This window comes from Micromonospora reichwaldensis (assembly GCF_031845925.1).
Classification (GTDB): domain Bacteria; phylum Actinomycetota; class Actinomycetes; order Mycobacteriales; family Micromonosporaceae; genus Micromonospora; species Micromonospora reichwaldensis.
In genome coordinates, this window is record NZ_JAVRFL010000025.1 from 41,443 (window position 1) to 59,666 (window position 18,224).

Below are 18,224 nucleotides of genomic sequence, written 5' to 3' on the forward strand. Positions count from 1 at the left end.
CCGACCGTGGGCGCTCACCCGTCGTGGGCGCGCAGCGCGTACTCGCCGTAGTCGGCCACCCGGGTGAAGCCCAGCCGTCCGTAGAGCCGCAACGCCGCCGCGTTGTCCGCCTTCACGTTGAGCGTCACGTGCGTGACGTGCTCACGCAGTCGCCGGCAGAGCGCGGCCACCACCGCACCGGCCAGCCCCTGCCCGCGCAGCCGGGGATGGGTGGTCACGTTGCCCAGCGCCGCCACCCGGTACGCGGGGGAGAACACGTGCACCCCGGCGACCGCCACCAGCTCACCGCCGTCGCGCACGCCCACGTACTGGCCGGTGTCGAGCATCCGCGGGTCGAACCAGTTGCCCGGGTAGGCCACGTCGTACAGCCGGCGCAGCGCCGGTAGGTCGCCGGCGTCCAGCACCGATCCCGCCGGGGCCACCGTGTCCAACCGCGCCGCGTCGGTCAACGCCATCCGGTGGTGCGGGCCGGCCGCGTCCATCCGGAACACCCCGGCCAGGGCCGGCTCCAGGCCGGGGGACAGGTGCGCCCACAGTCGGGCCGGCAGCACCGGCGCCAGCTGGCGCAGCAGCGCCGCCAGCCGCTCCACCCGTGGTGGGGCCGCGAACGCCAGCAACGTGGGCGGGTCCGCGCCGTGGTAGAGCAACGCCACCTCCTCGTCGAGGCGGAACCAGGAGGTGTACGGCCAGAAGAAGTCGTCCAGGTCACCGAGCTGGTACGCGTGCAGCACCGGGTCCCGCCCGAGCAGCGCGGCCAGGACGGTCCGGTCGTGTTCGGCGCGTACCGGCATCCGCCGATGATCACACATCCGGCGCGGGGTGCTCCGCCCGGTCGCCGGGCGTCCTCAGCAGCCCGGCGACGTGGTCGTCTCCGGCTCGGCGGGAAGGTTCTCGTGCGCCCACCGGCCCAACGCGTCGAGCACCGGCAGCAGCGCCGCGCCCGGCCCGGTGAGCTCGTAGCTCACCCCCACCGGGGGACCCTGCCGGACGCTGCGGCTGACCAGCCCGACCCGCACGAGCTCGCCCAGCCGGTCGGAGAGCACCGACTCGCTGATCCCGGGCAGGGCGCGGGCCAGCTCGGCGAACCCGGCCGGCCCGTCGGCGAGGGTGCTCAGGAGCATGCCGTTCCACCGCTTGCCGAGAAACGCGAAGGCCCGGGCGACGCCCCCGTCACACGTGCGGGGCGTGTCGCCCACCTGTGGCCTGACCGTCATGACCCCAGGATACGGCGGACATCCCCCGAACAAGGGACTAGTAAAAAGCTAGCTGCTACCGTTACCGAAGCAAGTCAGCCGATTCGATGGAGACACCCCGATGACCGACGTCCACTCGCCCCTGATCAACCTGGACCCCGAGGCCCAGGCGCTGCTGTTCACCGACGCCCGCACCGCCAACACCTTCACCGACGAGCCGGTCACCGACGAACACCTCCAGGCGATCTTCGAACTCGCCAAGTTCCCACCCACCGCCGCCAACACCCAGCCCCTGCGCATCCTCTACGTGCGCCCCGGCGAGGCCCGCACCCGCCTGGTCGCCCACATGAGCGACGGCAACAAGGCCAAGACCGCCAGCGCCCCCATGGTCGCCGTGCTCGCCGCCGACACCGACTTCCACGAGTTCATCCCGCAGGTCTTCCCCATCCGACCCCAGATGCGCGACGACCTCGCCGGCAAGCCCGAGGCCCGCGAGCGCATGGCCCGCTTCAACGCCACCCTCCAGATCGGCTACTTCCTGCTCGCCGTCCGCGCCGCCGGCCTCGCCGCCGGCCCCATGGCCGGCTTCGACGCCGCCGCCGTCGACCGTGAGTTCTTCGCCGACAACACCTGGAAGACCCTGCTCGTGGTCAACATCGGCCGCCCCGGCGAAAACGCCTGGTTCCCCCGCCTGCCCCGCCTCGACTACACCGACGTCGTCCGACACGCCTGACCCCGCCACCAACGGGGGACCGACGAGCAGTGGGTGGCGACCCGTCAGGCCGCCACCCACTGGTCGAAGCCCAACTTGCCGACCAACGCCAGCACCACCACCAACAACACCACCCGCACGAAACCCGAGCCACGCCGCAACGCCATCCGCGCTCCCAACGCCGCCCCCGCGATGTTGCACACCGCCATCGCCGCCCCCAGCAACCACCACACGTGCCCCGTCGCCGCGAACACCGCCAACGCCCCCAGGTTCGTGCCCACGTTCACGACCTTCGCCATCGCCGAGCCGTGCACGAAGTCCGCCCCCACCAGCGCCGTGAACGCCACCACCAGGAACGTCCCCGTACCCGGACCCACCAGCCCGTCGTACAGGGCGATACCCACCCCGGCCACCACGACCGCCACACCCACCCGCACCCGCGTACGCCGATGCGGCTGCGCCACCACCCCCAACCGCGGACGCAACACCACGAACGCCGCCACCGACACCAGCACCACCAGCACCACCGGCCGGTACGCCGACGCCGGCACCGCCCCCGCCAACGCCGCACCCACCCCGGCGCAACACATCGCCAACCCCGCCGCCGGCCCCGCCACCGCCCAGTCGATCTTCGTACGCCGCGCGTACGTCACCGCCGCCGTCGTCGTACCCGCGATCGCCGTCAACTTGTTCGTGGCCAACGCCGACGCCACCGGCATCCCCGGCGCCGCCACCATCAACACCGGCAACAGGAGCAGACCACCACCGCCCACCACGGCGTCGATCCAACCGGCCATCGCGGCCGCGGCGAGCAGGGTCGTCAACGACAGGGGATCCACATCCACGGGCCGCCATTCTGCCCACCACCACCCACCCCACGACGCCGCCTGTGGCCAGCCTCACCAGAACCCCAGGTCACCGACCCCGCATCCGACGCAGCCACACACCCACCGCCGACAACGCCACGAACAACAGCACCGAGCACAACAACACCTTCAACACCCGGCAACCCTCCCACGGCCACGTAGGGTGCAAGCGTGCGCCTGGCCACCTTCAACCTGCTGCACGGCCGGTCCCTCGCCGACGGACTCGTCGACCCCGACCGGCTCACCGCCGCCGTCACCGCCCTCGACGCCGACGTCCTCGCCCTGCAGGAAGTCGACCGCGACCAGAGCCGCAGCGGCAAACTCGACCTCACCGCCATCGCCGCCCGCGCCCTCGACGCCGGCGAACACCGCTTCGCCGCCGCCGTCGTCGGCACCCCCGGCGAACAGTTCCGCCCCCTCACCCACGACGACGACGGACACGGCGAACCCTGCTACGGCGTCGGCCTCGTCACCCGCCACCCCGTCCACACCTGGCAGGTCACCCGACTGCGCCCCGCCCCCGTACGCTCACCCGTCTACGTCCCCGGCCCCCGCGGCGGACTCATCCTCCTGCGCGACGAACCCCGCGTCGTCCTCGCCGCCGTCCTCGACACCCCACACGGACGGCTCACCGTCGCCGCCACCCACCTGTCCTTCGTCCCCGGCTGGAACGCCCACCAACTCCGCCAGACCGTCCGCGCCCTGCGCACCCTGCCCGCCCCACGCATCCTCCTCGGCGACCTCAACCTGCCCGCCGGCCCCGCCCGACTCCTCACCGGCTGGCACCCCCTCGGCCGCCGCCCCACCTACCCCGCCGGGCAACCCCGCGTCCAACTCGACCACATCCTCGCCGACCGCCACGGCCTCGACCAGCTGCCACCCGTCACCGCCGTACACACTCCCCTGTCCACCATCTCCGACCACCGCCCCCTCCTGGTCGACCTCGGCTGACCGCACACCCGGCGGGGGAGACGACACCCCTCACCAGCAGTCGCGTCACCGTCACCCCACCCAGCGTTGACACCAGCCCGCCACATCGGCGAAGGTCTCTGGCGTGACGGCACCCACCCCAGGCCCGACGAGCCACCACGACCCCACCACCGAACACCACCGGTACGTCATCATCGGAGCCGGACCAGCCGGCATCCAACTCAGCTACTACCTCCAACAGGCCGGCTGCGACTACGTCACCCTCGAACGCGCACCCGCACCCGCCGAATTCTTCCGCCACTTCCCCCGCCACCGCCGGCTCATCTCCCTCAACAAGGTCCACACCACCAGCACCGACCCCGAGATCCGCCTGCGCTGGGACTGGAACTCCCTGCTACACGAACCCGCCGACCTGCCCTTCGCCAAGTACAGCAGCGAATACTTCCCCCACGCCGACGACATGGTGCGCTACCTCACCGACTTCCAGCGCTACCACCAGCTCGCCGTACGCTTCGACACCCCCGCCCACCGGATCGAACGCCTCGACGACGGCTTCCTCGTCCACACCCCCGACCGCGTCCTGCACTGCCACTGCCTCATCGTCGCCACCGGCTGGGGCCGCCCCAACATCCCCGACATCCGCGGCATCGAACACGCCACCGGCTACGAGGACATGCACACCGACCCCGCCCACTACGCCGGCCAACGCGTCCTCATCCTCGGCAAGGGCAACTCCGCGTTCGAAACCGCCTCCGCGATCCTCGGCCACGCCGCCATGATCCACCTCGCCAGCCCCCGCCCACTACGCCTGGCCTGGAACACCAAACACCCCGGAGACGTCCGCGGCCACCACGGCGCCGTCCTCGACAGCTACCAGTTCAAGACCCTGCACTCCGTACTCGACTGCGTCATCGACGAGATCCGCCCCATCGACAACCGCTACCAGGTGCACCTCACCTACACCCACGCCGACGGCGAAACCGCCGTCATGGACTACGAAACCGTCCTGCGCTGCACCGGCTTCACCATGGACACCAGCCCCTTCGACCCCACCTGCCGACCCGACATGATCCCCAACGGCCGCATGCCCACCACCACCGGCGACTGGCAGTCCACCAACATCGACGGCCTCTACTTCGCCGGCACCCTCGCCCAGGACCGCGACCTCAAGAAAGCCTCCTCCGCCTTCATCGACGGATTCCGCTACAACCTGCGCACCCTCACCGCCCTGCTACGCGAACGCTACGACGGCGTACCCCTGCCACACACCCTCGTCGACCCCGACCCCGACACCCTCACCACCCTCGTCCTCGACCGGATCAACTGGAGCTCCGCCCTCTGGACCCAGTTCGAATTCCTCTGCGACGCCCTCGTCGTCGACCCCCACGGCCAGCTACGCCACTACACCGACCTACCCGAAGACCACGTCCGCGCCCGCTTCCACGACCACCCGCACTACTACACCGTCAGCCTCCGCTGGGGCCGCGACGACTACGGCGACGTCTTCGCCATCGAACGCCACCCCCAACCCGACCGCGCCGCCGAAAGCGCCTTCATCCACCCCGTCATCCGCCGCTACCACGGCGACACCCTCGTCGACGAACTCCACCTCCTCGAAGACCTGCTCGCCGAATGGCGCCGCCCCGACCGCCACGTCACACCCCTGCGCGACTACTTCACCCGCGAACTGCACCGCGACCGCTGACCCCCACCACGCCGGTGGAGGCCCGGTCGCGCACGGCGATCCGCAGAGGCACCCGCCACCACGCCGGCACCCGGGCCCGCGCACCCCCGTCCGACGCGGCTACGCCGGCTGCCGCGCGTCCACCGCCGTCTCCGCGACCAGGAAATCCACCACGTCCGTGAGCCGACCCCGACGAGCCGCCGCCTCCCGCTGCCGCACCGCACCACTGCCCACCGCCAGCAACCGCCCCAACCACCCCCGCACCAGCTCCTCGTCCCCACCCGCCCGCAACACCGGCGCCAACCAGGCGACCACCTCACCCAACACCTCCCGCGCCGGACGCAACCGGCCCGTACCGACCTCCAGCAGCGCACCCTCCAACCCGTCCCGCGCCGCCCGCCAGTACGCCGCCCGCAGCCACTCCCCGGGCAACTCCGGACCGTGATCACCCCGGTCCACCGCCTCCAACCCCCGCACCACCAACGCCCGCACCAACGCCGCCACCAACGCCGACTCCCACGCCGACACCGGCACGTCCGACACCCGCACCTCCAACGTCGGATACGTCACCGACGGCCGGATGTCCCAGAACAACGTCCCCGGATCCACCACCGCCCCCGCCGCCGACAACATCTCCACCACCCGCTCGTAGTGAGCCACCGACGTGAACCGCGGCGGCGGCCCCGCCACCGGCCACCGCGACCAGATCATCGACCGCCAACCCGCATAACCCGAATCCCGCCCCTCCCAGTACGGCGAATTCGCCGTCAACGCGATCAACAACGGCAGATACGCCCGCAGATGATTACTCACCAGCAACGCCCGCTCCCGATCCGGCAACTCCACGTGCACATGCAACGCACAGATCGCCAACTCGTCGTGCAACCCCCGGAACGTCGCCGTACCCCGATCCTGCCGCGGCCCCCGCGTCACCGGCGGCGACGTCGCACCCGGCAACACCGGCGTACCGGTCGCCACGATCCGCAACCCGTCGACCGCCGCGCACTCCGCCACCACCCGCCGCGCCTGCACCAACTGCTCCAACAACCCCCGCACCGACGCCGTCGGATCCGTCCTGGTCTCCACATGCAACGTCGTGATCTCACCCGACACCCGCGAACCCAACCGCGCCACCGCCCGATCCACCACCGCCCCCGCCCCCGGCACCACACCCCGACTCACCGGATCCACCAGCAGGAACTCCTCCTCCACCCCCAACCGCGGACCCGACACCACACCATCCCCGCCGACCAGCACCGGCACCACGGCCTCCACTCACGACACCCGGGCGAGCGCCCGACACCGACAGGCCGACAGGGTAGCCCGAACCAGTGACCAACGGGACACCCACAGTCAGCACGCCGACGCCGCAACCACCACCGGGACACACCACACCCGACCCCCTGTGGCAAGCTGACCCCAGACGCGACTGGCGGCCAGAGGATGGGCACCAAACCATCGGGGAGCTCCACGCGCGGAGGTCGACCGCCTGGGCCCCGCCGCCAGAGGAGCACCATGCCCACCGCCCGACTCCTGCCCGGCACCCCCGTCGCCGACCACATCCTCACCGACGTCGCCGCCGGCGTCACCGCACTACGCGCCGCAGGCACCACCCCCGGCCTCGCCACCATCCTCGTCGGCGACGACGACGCCAGCGCCGGCTACATCCGCATCAAGCAACGCCAGGCCAGCGAACTCGGCTTCGCCTCACCCCACGTACACCTGCCCGCCACCGCCACCCAGGCCGACCTGCACCACGCCATCGCCGACTTCAACACCGCACCCGACGTGCACGGCCTGCTCATCCAGCACCCCATCCCCGCACACCTCGACTACGACCGCGCCCTGCAGACCATGGACCCCGACCTCGACGTCGACGGCATGCACCCCCTCAACATGGGACGCCTCGCCCTCGGCCTGCCCGGACCCCTGCCCTGCACACCCGCCGGCATCGAAGCCCTGCTCGCCTTCCACGACATCCCCGTCGCCGGCCGCGACGTCGTCATCCTCGGCCGCGGCGCCACCCTCGGCCGCCCCCTCGCCCTGCTGCTCACCCAGAAACGACCCACCGCCAACGCCGCCGTCACCGTCGTGCACACCGGCGTCCCCGACTGGGCCACCCACACCCGACGCGCCGACATCCTCATCGCCGCCGCCGGCGTCCCCGGCATCATCCAACCCGAACACGTCCGCCCCGGCGCCGTCGTCATCGGCGGCGGCGTCCGCTACGAAGGCCGCCGCCTCCTGCCCGACGTCGCCGAAACCTGCGCCGACGTCGCCGGCGCCATCACCCCCCGCGTCGGCGGCGTCGGCCCCACCACCGTCGCCATGCTCTTCCGCAACGCCCTCGACGCCGCCCGCCGCGCCACCGGCAACGCCTGACCACCCCGGACCGGGCGTCGACGACCTCGACGCCCGGACCACCGCCGGCCACCCCAGGGCCCGTCGTAAGACCCCGGCAGCGCCGGACGCGACGACACCCGCCGGGCCCCGCCTCACGACCGCCCGTCGCGCTCCGCCGCCACCAACCCCGCCAACGCCCGATTGGTACGGTTGGACCGCACCGCGTCGCGCTGTTGTCCGGCCGTCACCTCGATGTACGTCTGCGACGACGCCAACGACGCGTGACCCAGCAACCGCATGATCTCCGCCGCGCTCGCCCCGTCCTCCGCCAACCGCGTCGCGAAGGTGTGCCGCAACGCGTGCAACCGCGCCCCCCGCGGCACCCGGTCGGTGATGCCCGCCCGCCGGTAGCAGGACTCCACCAGGTACTGCAGCCCGCCCCGGCGCAACGGCTCACCCTGACGGTCCACCAACAGCGCCGCGTCCGGCCGCACCGTACGCGACCCGAACCGCCGCACCCGGCTGTCCAGGTAGCCCACCAGCACCCCGTCCAGCTCCGGCTCGATCGGCACCACCCTCGGCCGCCCACCCTTGCCGGCCACGTCGACCCGCCGCTCGCCCGCACGGCCCGTCAACGACCCCACCCGCAGCGCCAGCAGCTCCGACAGCCGCAACCCCGCGCAGAGCGCCAACGCCAGCACCGCCAGATCGCGCTCCGGCCACGGGTCGCGCTGCCGGCCCTCCTGCCGGGCCACCGAGGCGAGCAACTGCTCAGGGGTGTCCGCGCCGCGCAGCGGCTTGGGCTGGGGGAGAGGCGCCCGGGGACGACCGACCGCCGGCATCGGGTTGCCGGCGACCACCCCGTCGGCGACCAGGAAGGAGAAGAAGCTGTTCCAGGTGGACCACGCCCGGTGCACCGACGCGGCCGCGCGGGGAGCGGCGAACCGGGCGAATGCCGCGCGCATGACGCGGGCGGTGAGGGCGGCGACGGGCAGCGCGTCGAGGGGGAGGGGAGGGGTGCTCTCCTCGGCCGCCAGCGCGGCGACGGCGCGCAGGTCCCGCCGGTACGCCTCCAGCGTGTGGGGGGAGGGCTTGCGGGTCGCGCGGGCCGTCAGGAACTCCTCGATGAGCCGCTGTACCGATTCGTCCTGTTTGTCATGCATAAGGGATATTATGCAGCATTTTCGGGTTCGCCGGCAACGGCGGGAGAGGGGGAGAGCATGCGGCGGTACGTACTGACGGGTGCGCCGGGGGCGGGCAAGACGACACTCGCCGACGCGCTGCACCGACGCGGGTGGGACGTCGTCGCCGAGGCGGCCACCGACGTCATCGCTGCCCAGCAGGGGCGGGGCGTCGCCGAACCGTGGCGGGAGGCAGGCTTCGTCGACGCCGTCGCGCGGCTCCAGCGGGAGCGCCGCGAGGCGCCCGGGGCGTACGGGTCGGTGCAGGTCCACGACCGCTCGCCGCTGTGCACGTTGGCCCTCGCGCGGCATCTGGGGCGCCCGCCGGGGCGCGCGCTCACCGAGGAGGTGCGGCGGGTGCTGCGCGACGGCGCCTACCAGCGGCAGGTGTTCCTGGTAGAGCCGCTGGGCTTCGTGACACCGAGTGCCGCCCGCCGGATCGGCTACGCCGATTCGCTGGCGTTCGCCCGCGTGCACGAGGAGGTCTACCGGGCGCACGGACACCGCCTGATCGCAGTGCCGCCCGCGCCGGTACGGGCGCGGGTCGCGCTGGTGGAGGCGCACCTGCGGCGCCTCGCCGACCTGCCGTCGGACCGGGCCGAGGGAGGGCCCGATCCGGTCTACTTTACATAATGTACATTATCGAATCACTAACCACAGTCGGCCTGCCTGTGGTTTCGAGGCCTATGGCGCCGCGCCTTCGCCGCGTCCCGGTGATTCGTCAGGCACGCTCTCGTCACCGCGGCGCGGAACGCCGCGCTGAACTGTTCCGGCGCCTCCAGCCAGGGATGGTGTCCCGCGTCCGGGATGAGGACGACCTCGCACCCCAGGCGTGCTCCCAGTCGTCGCAGGGCCTCGGCGGGACGGCTGTCGTCTGCCCCACCGATGATCACGGTGCCGGCGGGAAGGCGCTCGCGGAGCTCATCCACGTGCGATTCGAGCGGGTCCGCCCTCTTCGCGGCGTTGAGCTGGCTGTTCATCGCGTAGTTGACGGGTCGCAGCGCGCGGGCCGATGCCAGCGCCCAGTCCCATGCCCGAGCCCGGTCGGCGTGGTCGGTGAACCACGCCAGGGTGAGGTACTCGATCTCTTCGGCGTCGGTGCGCGATGCGATCGCTTCGAGTTCGTCGAACCTGTCCTGCTGCTCGTCGGTGCGTCGTGCTCGCTGCGCCGCCCGGTCGGCGTCCCGCCAGGGGTCCAGGAAGGGCCCGGCGATCTGTATCGATCCCGCCACGCGCTCGGGATGCGCCAGCGTGAAGTAGCCGGCCATGTTGGTTCCGAACGAGTGCCCCACCAGGACCGCCCGGTCGTGTCCCCACGCGTCGAGCAACAGCGCCAGGTCCCGGACGTGGCGGGCGATCGTGTGCTCCCCCGCCCAGGCCGATCCGCCTGTGCCTCGCTGGTCGTAGCGGTGGACCAGGCACAGGTCTTCGACCAGGGCGGCGACCGGTCCGAGATAGTCCGGCAGCCCCGGCCCCCCGTGCAGGAAGACCAAGGGGATGTCGGCGTGCTCCGGCGAGCCGGTGGTCCAGGTGCGCAGCTGTGCACCGTCGTCCATCTCGATCATCGCGGTCGGCATGGACGCGAGCGTACGCATGCCGAGCGGCCGGATCCCGGCCCGCCGGGCGCTGCTCCCCCGCCGCCATGAAGGCGAGGAGCGTTCGCAGTCGGCGCGATTGGCGAGCCCGGCCCGGCGCAGCGCGGGAGCGCCCGCCGGACCGGTGCCCGCCGGCGGCCTTGCTCAGGCGCCGACGTAGGCGGCGAGGTGTTCGCCGGTGAGGGTGGACCGCTTGGCGACGAGGTCGGCGGGGGTGCCCTCGAAGACGATCCGGCCGCCGTCGTGGCCGGCGCCGGGGCCGAGGTCGATGATCCAGTCGGCGTGTGCCATGACCGCCTGGTGGTGCTCGATGACGATGACCGACTTGCCGGAGTCGACGAGCCGGTCGAGCAGGGCGAGCAGTTGTTCGACGTCGGCGAGGTGCAGGCCGGTGGTCGGTTCGTCGAGGACGTAGACGCCGCCCTTCTCGGCCATGTGGGTGGCGAGCTTGAGGCGCTGCCGTTCGCCGCCGGAGAGCGTGGTGAGGGGTTGGCCGAGGCTGAGGTAGCCCAGTCCGACGTCGGCGAGGCGGTTCAGGACGGCGTGGGCGGCGGGGATGCGCGCGTCGCCGGTGCCGAAGAACTCCTCGGCGTCGGCCACGGACATGGCGAGCACCTCGGCGATGTTGCGGCCGCCGAGCGTGTACTCCAGGACGGCCGCCTGGAACCGTTTGCCGCCGCATTCCTCGCAGGTGGTCTCGACGGTCGCCATGACACCGAGGTCGGTGTAGATGACGCCGGCGCCGTTGCAGGTGGGGCAGGCGCCTTCGGAGTTGGCGCTGAACAGTGCGGGCTTGACGCCGTTGGCCTTCGCGAACGCCTTGCGGATCGGGTCGAGCAGGCCGGTGTACGTCGCGGGGTTGCTCCGTCGTGAGCCGCGGATGGCGCCCTGGTCGATGACGACGACGCCTTCGCGGCCGGCGACGGAGCCGTGGATCAGTGAACTCTTGCCGGAGCCGGCGACGCCGGTGATGACGCACAGTACGCCGAGCGGGATGTCGACGTCGACGTCGCGCAGGTTGTGTTCGGTCGCGCCGCAGATCTCGAGTGCGGCGGTGGGCGTGCGTACGGTCTTCTTGACGGCGGCCCGGTCGTCGAGGTGGCGGCCGGTGACGGTGTCGCTGCCCCGCAGTTCTTCCACGGTGCCTTCGAAGCAGACCGTGCCGCCGTGGGTGCCGGCGCCGGGGCCGAGGTCGACGACGTGGTCGGCGATGGTGATGGTCTCGGGTTTGTGTTCGACGACGAGGACGGTGTTGCCCTTGTCGCGCAGTTGCAGCAGCAGGTTGTTCATCCGTTCGATGTCGTGTGGGTGCAGGCCGATGGTGGGTTCGTCGAAGACGTAGGTGACGTCGGTGAGGGACGAGCCGAGGTGGCGGATCATCTTGGTGCGTTGTGCCTCTCCCCCGGACAGGGTGCCCGATGGGCGGTCGAGTGAGAGGTAGCCCAGGCCGATCTGGGTGAACGAGTCGAGGAGGTGTTGCAGGCCCTTGAGCAGGGGGGCCACCGAGGGTTCGTCGAGGTCGCGTACCCATTCGGCGAGGTCGCTGATCTGCATGGCGCAGACGTCGGCGATGCTCTTGCCGTTGATCTTCGACGAGCGGGCTTCCGGGCTGAGTCGGGTTCCGTCGCAGTCCGGGCAGGTCTGGAAGGTCACGGCGCGCTCGACGAAGGCGCGGATGTGGGGTTGGAGGGCGTCGACGTCCTTGGCGAGGAAGGACTTCTGGATCTGCGGGATGATGCCGACGTAGGTCAGGTTGATGCCGTCGATTTTGATCTTGGTGGGTTCGCGGTGGAGCAGGTCGTGCAGTTCCTTCTTGGTGAACTTGCTGATCGGCTTGTCGGGGTCGAAGTAGCCGCAGCCGCGGAAGATGCGCCCGTACCAGCCGTCCATGCTGTAGCCGGGGATGGTGAGGGCGCCCTCGTTGAGTGACTTGCTGGCGTCGTAGAGGGCGGTCAGGTCGATGTCGTTGACGGTGCCCATGCCCTCGCAGCGGGGGCACATGCCGCCGAGGCGGTGGAACGTCGCCTTCTCGGCCTTGGTCTTGGTGCCGCGTTCGACGGTGATCGCGCCGCTGGCCCGGACGGTGGGGATGTTGAAGGAGTACGCGTTGGGCGAGCCGATGTGGGGTTGGCCGAGGCGGCTGAACAGGATGCGCAGCATGGCGTTGGCGTCGGTGGCGGTGCCGACGGTGGATCGGGGGTTGGCGCCCATCCGTTCCTGGTCGACGATGATCGCCGTGGTGAGCCCTTCCAGCAGGTCGACCTCCGGTCGGGTGAGTGACGGCATGAAGCCCTGTAGGAAGGCGCTGTAGGTTTCGTTGATCATCCGCTGTGACTCGGCGGCGATGGTGCCGAACACCAGTGAGCTCTTGCCCGAGCCGGAGACGCCGGTGAAGACCGTGAGGCGGCGTTTCGGGATGTCGACGCTGACGTCCTTGAGGTTGTTCACGCGGGCGCCCTGCACGCGGATCAGGTCGTGGCTGTCGGCGATGTGGGTGGGTGCCTGGGTGTCCGTCCCCGTGGCGGTGCTCATCGTGTCTCCATCTGCTGCGCGGGGCCCCCGCGTCGAGGTTTGTCTGGGTGGTGTCTGGGTGCGCCGGAGGGCTCAGCGCAGCTCGTTGATGCGGATGAGGTTGCCCGTGGGGTCGCGGAAGGCGCAGTCGCGCACGCCGTACGGCTGCTCGGTCGGCTCCTGGACGACGTCGGCGCCGCTGGCCTGCAGCCGGTCGAAGAGGCCGTCGAGGTCGTCGGTGGCCAGGGTGATGGCGCCGTAGCTGCCCTTGGCGATGAGTTCGAGGATGGTGCGGCGTTCGTCGTCGGTGATGCCGGGCTCGGCGGCCGGCGGGTGCAGGACGATGGACGTGCCGGGCTGGTTGGCGGGGCCGACGGTGAGCCAGCGCATGCCGTCGTATCCGACGTCGTTGCGGACCTCGAAGCCGAGGGTGTCGCGGTAGAAGCTCAGGGCGGCGTCCGCGTCGGTGTGCGGGAGGAAGGCGTAGTGAATGGTGATGTCCATGCCGGTCAGGCTAGTTGCGGCCGCCTGGCGCGTGCTTCTCGATTCCTGATCGGTCTGGTCACCTGTTTCGCGATGCACGCGGGCATCTCCGCCGGCGCGTGAGCTGTGCGGGCGCGGTAGGTGCTCGGCGGCACGCCGACCAGTTCGGTGAAGCGGGTGCTGAAGGTGCCCAGCGAGGAGCAGCCGACGGCGAAGCAGACTTCGGTGACGCTGAGGTCGCCGCGGCGCAGCAGCGCCATGGCGCGTTCGATGCGCCGGGTCATGAGGTAGGCGTACGGCGACTCGCCGTACGCCTGCCGGAACTGGCGGCTGAGGTGCCCGGCCGACATGTTGGCGCCCCGGGCGAGCGCCTCGACGTCGAGCGGCTTGGCGTACTCGTGGTCGATGCGGTCGCGGACGCGGCGCAGCCGGGCGAGGTCGCGTAGGTGCTGTTCGGCGGCGTCTCTGCTGGTCACCTGCAAGATCGTGCCACGTGGCGCCGGGGTTGCCCAGCAGGACCGGCGGCGTGCCGTCGCGGTGCCGCGACGGCACGCCGTACGCCCCGAGCGGCTGCGGCGGGTGGTTTCCGGGGTGCTGGGGCGAGCGACGGGTCAGGCCGTGTCGAGCGCGCGGCGTAGGCGTCGGGCCTCGGTGACGAGGCGGCTCGATCCGCCCCGGCCGGCGACGTCGGCCAGGCCGGGCACCTCGATGCGGACGCCGGTCGTGCCGGCCGTCTCGGCCGCTAGGCTCAGCAGGTCCGGCAGGCCGCGCGGGGGCTGGGGCGCGGCGAGCACCGGGGGCAGTGCGGCGGCGACCAGTCGCCACACGGTCAGCGGTGCTCCGGCCTGGGCGGCGTCGCGTAGGGGTTCGAGTGCCCTGGACAGTTTCACCAGTTGCCCGGCGACGAGTCGGCCGAGGTGTCCGCCCGTGGCGGTGGGGTCGAGCTGCCCGGCTGCGGCGAGGTTGAGCAGGGCGTCCAGGGCGGCGATCCGGTCGGTGCCGTGGCGGGCCGCGAGTCCGTAGGACAGGGCGAGGTCGAGGGCCGCTCCGCCGGGGCCGGTGCTCTCGGCGAGCAGCGGCAGCATGGTCGTGCCGCCGCGTTGGTCCATGTCCGCGGTGGCGGCCACGATCGGCAGGGCGTACGCGGCGACCACTGCGCGGTGCCCCGGCAGGATCGACGGCCACAGGTTCGCCCAGTCGGAGTGTTCGACACCGATCGGTGCGGGGTCGACGGTCAGCAGTCCGTACCGGTCGTCGTAGCCGTCGGGTGGGCGCAGCTCGACCGCCATGCGTTTCGGCGGTAGTTGGTCGTGCTCCCAGTCGTAGCCGTTCCTGCGGGGTCGCCGGGTGAGGGTGGTGACGCGCATGACGGGTGGTGGCAGTCCGCCGGCGCGGAGCCAGGCGGCGAGCCGCTCCCCCGCCGGGGTGCCCAGCGCCGCCGCCTTGCCGGCGACCGTCTCGTCGGTGTCGGCGGGCAGGCGCAGCAGGGCCTGGGTGAGGTCCCAGTGCCAGGCTGTGCGGTCGCCGAGGGCCGCGAGGCGCTCGATCAGGGCGAGTGGGTCGAGGGCGCCGTTGGCGTGGGTGGGGGTGGCGAGCAGGCCGGGGTGTCCGGGTTCGTTGAGGTGGGCGCCGATCTCGGCGAGGCGGGCGCGGAGCAGCCGGTGCGGTGCGGGCACCCGGGGGTCGGTGGTGACCAGTTCCGGCTGCGGTGTCTGCCGGTCGGTGCGGCGCAGCGCGGTGAGCAGTGTGTCCCACCGGCTGCGGCGGCGGGCCTGCTGGTCGGTGGTCGGGGCGGTGGTGAGGACGTCGACGACCACCTCGCACAGGGAGAGGGGGTCGTCGACGCGTGCGTTGCCCCAGGACCAGTGGCAGCGTTCGACGACGGGGGCGAGGGCGGCGTGCACCCGGGCGCCGTCGGTGGCGGTGAGCCGGACCAGCGCGTCGAGGATGCGGTCCAGCGGTGTGCCCTGCGACTGGGTGCCGAGCAGGGCGGCGACCTCCTCGGCGAGTTCGTCGACGTCGGTGATGAGGGTGGGTGCCGGCGCCGGTGGTGCGGGCGGGGGCAGGTCGTCGCCGCGTGGCCGGGCCTTCGCTGGGCCGATGCCGCCCGCCGTCGGGTCGTGTCCGTGGCGGGTGGCCAGGGTGTTGGCGCGGTCGCGTAGCTCGACGGCGGGGTGTTCGGCGGCGACGGCGATGACCTCGGCGACCTGGGCCGCCCGGTCGCGGTGTTGGCGGGCCAGGCGGTCGAGCCAGGTGAGCTGGGCTTTGACGAGTGCCTTGTCCGGTCGGAGCAGCACGTCGCGGGAGGTGTCGAGGATGGTGTCGATCTGGAGGTCGGGCAGGTCCCGTAGGGCCTTCTGCGCGATGGTGGCGGCCGGGGCCGGTGCGTCGGTGAGCAGGCGGAGGTAGTCGGTGGCGCGGGTGGCGACCTCGGTGGTGGTGGGTTGGAGTTCGGTGAGCAGGATGGTGAAGGCGCGCAGGGCGGCCGCCCGGTCGCCGCGCAGGAGCCGGCCGATGGAGGCGTCGATCAGGAACGTCCGGTCGATGGTGCCTTCGGCGGCGAGTCGGGCCAGGGCGGTCGGCAGGATGTGCCGTCGTCGTTCGGGCCAGTTCGTGGTGACCTCGTCGAACGTCATGCGGGTGCCGAGGCCGTCGATCTCGAACAGGCGGGGCAGCATGGCGTGGAGGAACGGGTCGTCGCGGAGCCGTGCGGTCAGGGGTGCCGGTGGGCCGGCGTGCCCCCGCTGCGGCAGTTGTAGCGAGTTCAGCCACAGTTCGACGAACCGGTCGTTGGCCGGTGGTGTCGTTGCCGTGGCCCGTAGCAGCGCGGTGAGGAAGCGCCAGTGTTCGATGCCGGTCTGCTGGTTGACCTTCGTGGCCAGCCGGTGCGCGAGGTCGCCGAGCCAGGTGATGCCGCGGTCCTCGGCGACCTTGGTCATCAGGGCGGCGGCGCGTTCGCCGTGGGGGTTGACCGTGTTGCGGGCGAGGATCGTCGCGGCCTGTGCGGCGGTGGGTAGGCAGCCGACGACGGCGACTGCCAGGGCGGTGCCGGAGCCGGCGGTCCACCAGGTGGTGCGGTGGCGCTGCCTGAACCAGGTCGTCAGGTCGGCGCCGATCTCCCGGCGGCGCTGTTCGGGCAGGTCGGCCAGGGCCGCCACGATCTGCCCGGCGGAGCTGTTCTGGATGAGGTCGAACAGGTCGCTGGTGCCGCCGGCGGCCAGTTCCCGTTGCCGTCGTACCGTGCTCTTGAGGAACGCCTGCTGTGCGTGTCTCACACCCGCTCCTCCGCCCGCTCGGCGGTCGACATCCGGGTGGCCAGCGCGTGCCGGCACGGTCCCCGTTGGCCGCGGTGCTTGGCCCACCAGGGGCAGGTGCAGGTGAGGTCGCCGCCGGGCAGTTGGCGGACCCGGTAGACCTGGTCGCCGCTGTGGACGGCGGCGGTGGTGGCGGTGTCGAGGTGGACGGCTCCGGCGTCGCGCAGCGCCCGCGCGCCAACCAGGCGCGGGTTGTCGCGTTCGGCGCGGCCCGCGTCGTAGGGCATGACCCGATGGAAGTACGCGGCTTCGGCGACGTCGTAGCCGACGCGGCCGGCGGTGCCGAGTTGGGCGAGCGCGGCGCGGACGCGGGCCGGGTCGATGGCGGTGTCGGTGGCCAGCCGGTCGACGTCGATGGTGGGGTCCCAGGAGAGTACGGCGGCGACGAGGTCGGCGTCGTCGACGACGTCGTCGCCGGCCAGGGCGGTGAGGGCGGCGCCTTCGCCGGAGAATCCGCGGTACGGCTCGGGTGAGAGGGTGAGGGAGAGGCGCAGGGCGCCGGTGTCCAGTTCCCAGGTGCTCGGTACGGGTGCCGAGCCGGTGGCGACGGTGGGTCCGTACACGCGCAGGGTCTCGGCGAAGCGCAGCATGCCGCGTAGGGCGGTCAGTCGGCTCGCTCCGGCCAGGCAGACGGCGCCGGGAACGGGTCGGGAGGTCAGTCGCAGGGACCGGCCGGCCGGCACCGCCCAGAGCACCGACCGGTCGTTGGTGGTGGGTAGTCGGCGTAGGAACGTGGCCGCCTCGGTGGCGGGGATCTCGGCGCGGGGTTCGAAGGCGGCGGAGAGGATCTGCACCTCGGCGAAGCCGCGCAGCCAGCGCGCCGGGAGAGGGACCTTCTTCTCCACGATCGGGCCGTCCATGGTGGAGACGGTCAGGTCGTCGGGGCCGACGGACAGGTGCAGCGGGTCGAGGCCGCCGACGCGGGCCAGTGCCTCGCGCAGTGGGTTGTTGACGTCGACGTTGGTGGTGCCGTGCTCGATGATGTCGCCGTCGAGGCCGGCGGGCAGGGTGTCGAGGCGGGCGTAGACGCCGCAGCAGCCGGAGAAGGATTCGAACCGGAGCCGGTCGCGGCTGCCGGTGACCACCGGGTCGAGGCTGGCGGGGCTGACGGGTCGGTGGTAGCGGGTCCGGGCGACCTCGGCGACGGCGAGCAGGCCGACGGCCGCCGCCTGGGGCGTGGTGAGGAACCCGGTGAAGAACCGGGGGTGGGGTGTGGGCCCGCCGCTGGTCTGCAGGCCGAGGCCGCCGCGTGCGAGGGTGGAGGATCCGAGGTACCGGTACGTCTGCGTTGCGCTCACGTCGGCGGACGGTAGAGGAGCCCACCGACAGCAACCCGGCATGCCGGCGCGGCCGGCGGGTTGCGTGACCCAGCGGGATGCGCCGTCGGGGTGCCGGGTGGGACGGTCGGTGGC

Annotated in this window: 16 protein-coding genes; 5 read left to right on the plus strand and 11 right to left on the minus strand. The window is 72.1% G+C overall.

Annotated features, from left to right (window positions below; all coding sequences use genetic code 11):
* Positions 1-14 precede the first annotated feature (14 nt).
* Together RM555_RS20685 and RM555_RS20690 are read right to left on the minus strand one after the other, a co-directional pair.
* Entirely contained in the window at positions 15-791 is a 777-nt protein-coding gene (locus RM555_RS20685) for a GNAT family N-acetyltransferase (protein ID WP_311413283.1), read from the minus strand.
* 54 nt (positions 792-845) lie between these two features.
* Positions 846-1,214 (minus strand): winged helix-turn-helix transcriptional regulator, encoded by a 369-nt coding sequence (locus RM555_RS20690; RefSeq protein ID WP_311413284.1) that lies wholly within the window; start codon positions 1,212-1,214, stop codon positions 846-848.
* A 100-nt stretch (positions 1,215-1,314) separates the two neighbouring features.
* On the opposite strand from RM555_RS20690, the gene RM555_RS20695 reads away from it, so the two are divergent.
* A complete protein-coding gene (locus tag RM555_RS20695) occupies positions 1,315-1,926 on the plus strand; it encodes a malonic semialdehyde reductase (RefSeq protein WP_311413285.1) in 612 nt (203 codons plus the stop codon).
* Between the two features lie 44 nt (positions 1,927-1,970).
* On the opposite strand, the gene RM555_RS20700 is transcribed toward RM555_RS20695, so the two are convergent.
* On the minus strand, positions 1,971-2,744 hold the full coding sequence (locus RM555_RS20700) for a sulfite exporter TauE/SafE family protein (protein WP_396888819.1): 774 nt from the start codon (positions 2,742-2,744) through the stop codon (positions 1,971-1,973).
* Between the two features lie 198 nt (positions 2,745-2,942).
* On the opposite strand from RM555_RS20700, the gene RM555_RS20705 reads away from it, so the two are divergent.
* Both RM555_RS20705 and RM555_RS20710 read left to right on the plus strand, forming a co-directional pair.
* Positions 2,943-3,722: an endonuclease/exonuclease/phosphatase family protein gene (locus tag RM555_RS20705; RefSeq protein ID WP_311413287.1), complete on the plus strand. Its 780-nt coding sequence runs from the start codon at positions 2,943-2,945 to the stop codon at positions 3,720-3,722.
* Positions 3,723-3,825: 103 nt separating this feature from the next.
* Positions 3,826-5,406, plus strand: a complete 1,581-nt coding sequence (locus tag RM555_RS20710) for an NAD(P)-binding domain-containing protein (protein ID WP_311413288.1) — start codon at positions 3,826-3,828, stop codon at positions 5,404-5,406.
* A gap of 99 nt (positions 5,407-5,505) precedes the next feature.
* Here RM555_RS20710 and RM555_RS20715 read toward each other — a convergent pair whose 3' ends face one another.
* Positions 5,506-6,660 (minus strand): carboxylate-amine ligase, encoded by a 1,155-nt coding sequence (locus tag RM555_RS20715; RefSeq protein WP_311413289.1) that lies wholly within the window; start codon positions 6,658-6,660, stop codon positions 5,506-5,508.
* A gap of 240 nt (positions 6,661-6,900) precedes the next feature.
* Between RM555_RS20715 and RM555_RS20720 the strand changes: the two genes are divergently transcribed.
* Entirely contained in the window at positions 6,901-7,767 is an 867-nt protein-coding gene (locus RM555_RS20720) for a bifunctional 5,10-methylenetetrahydrofolate dehydrogenase/5,10-methenyltetrahydrofolate cyclohydrolase (RefSeq protein ID WP_311413290.1), read from the plus strand.
* A 113-nt stretch (positions 7,768-7,880) separates the two neighbouring features.
* Here the strand turns inward: RM555_RS20720 and RM555_RS20725 are convergent, their stop codons facing one another.
* Positions 7,881-8,891, minus strand: coding sequence for a tyrosine-type recombinase/integrase (locus RM555_RS20725; protein ID WP_311413291.1), 1,011 nt, complete (start codon positions 8,889-8,891; stop codon positions 7,881-7,883).
* Positions 8,892-8,948: 57 nt separating this feature from the next.
* On the opposite strand from RM555_RS20725, the gene RM555_RS20730 reads away from it, so the two are divergent.
* Positions 8,949-9,542 carry an AAA family ATPase gene (locus RM555_RS20730; RefSeq protein ID WP_311413292.1) on the plus strand — a complete coding sequence of 198 codons (594 nt, stop codon included), beginning with the start codon at positions 8,949-8,951 and terminating at the stop codon, positions 9,540-9,542.
* 17 nt (positions 9,543-9,559) lie between these two features.
* Here RM555_RS20730 and RM555_RS20735 read toward each other — a convergent pair whose 3' ends face one another.
* The 6 genes from RM555_RS20735 to RM555_RS20760 all read right to left on the minus strand — a co-directional run bounded on the left by RM555_RS20735 (position 9,560) and on the right by RM555_RS20760 (position 18,110).
* Positions 9,560-10,486: an alpha/beta fold hydrolase gene (locus tag RM555_RS20735; RefSeq protein ID WP_311413293.1), complete on the minus strand. Its 927-nt coding sequence runs from the start codon at positions 10,484-10,486 to the stop codon at positions 9,560-9,562.
* A 162-nt stretch (positions 10,487-10,648) separates the two neighbouring features.
* Positions 10,649-13,036, minus strand: coding sequence for an excinuclease ABC subunit UvrA (locus RM555_RS20740; RefSeq protein WP_311413294.1), 2,388 nt, complete (start codon positions 13,034-13,036; stop codon positions 10,649-10,651).
* Between the two features lie 72 nt (positions 13,037-13,108).
* Positions 13,109-13,519 (minus strand): VOC family protein, encoded by a 411-nt coding sequence (locus RM555_RS20745; protein ID WP_311413295.1) that lies wholly within the window; start codon positions 13,517-13,519, stop codon positions 13,109-13,111.
* A 5-nt stretch (positions 13,520-13,524) separates the two neighbouring features.
* A complete protein-coding gene (locus RM555_RS20750) occupies positions 13,525-13,974 on the minus strand; it encodes a helix-turn-helix transcriptional regulator (RefSeq protein ID WP_311413296.1) in 450 nt (149 codons plus the stop codon).
* Between the two features lie 135 nt (positions 13,975-14,109).
* Entirely contained in the window at positions 14,110-16,773 is a 2,664-nt protein-coding gene (locus RM555_RS20755; RefSeq protein WP_311413297.1) for a DUF6493 family protein, read from the minus strand.
* Positions 16,770-18,110, minus strand: coding sequence for an SWIM zinc finger family protein (locus RM555_RS20760; protein ID WP_311413298.1), 1,341 nt, complete (start codon positions 18,108-18,110; stop codon positions 16,770-16,772). The genes RM555_RS20755 and RM555_RS20760 overlap by 4 nt, the downstream gene beginning before the upstream one ends.
* Positions 18,111-18,224 lie beyond the last annotated feature (114 nt).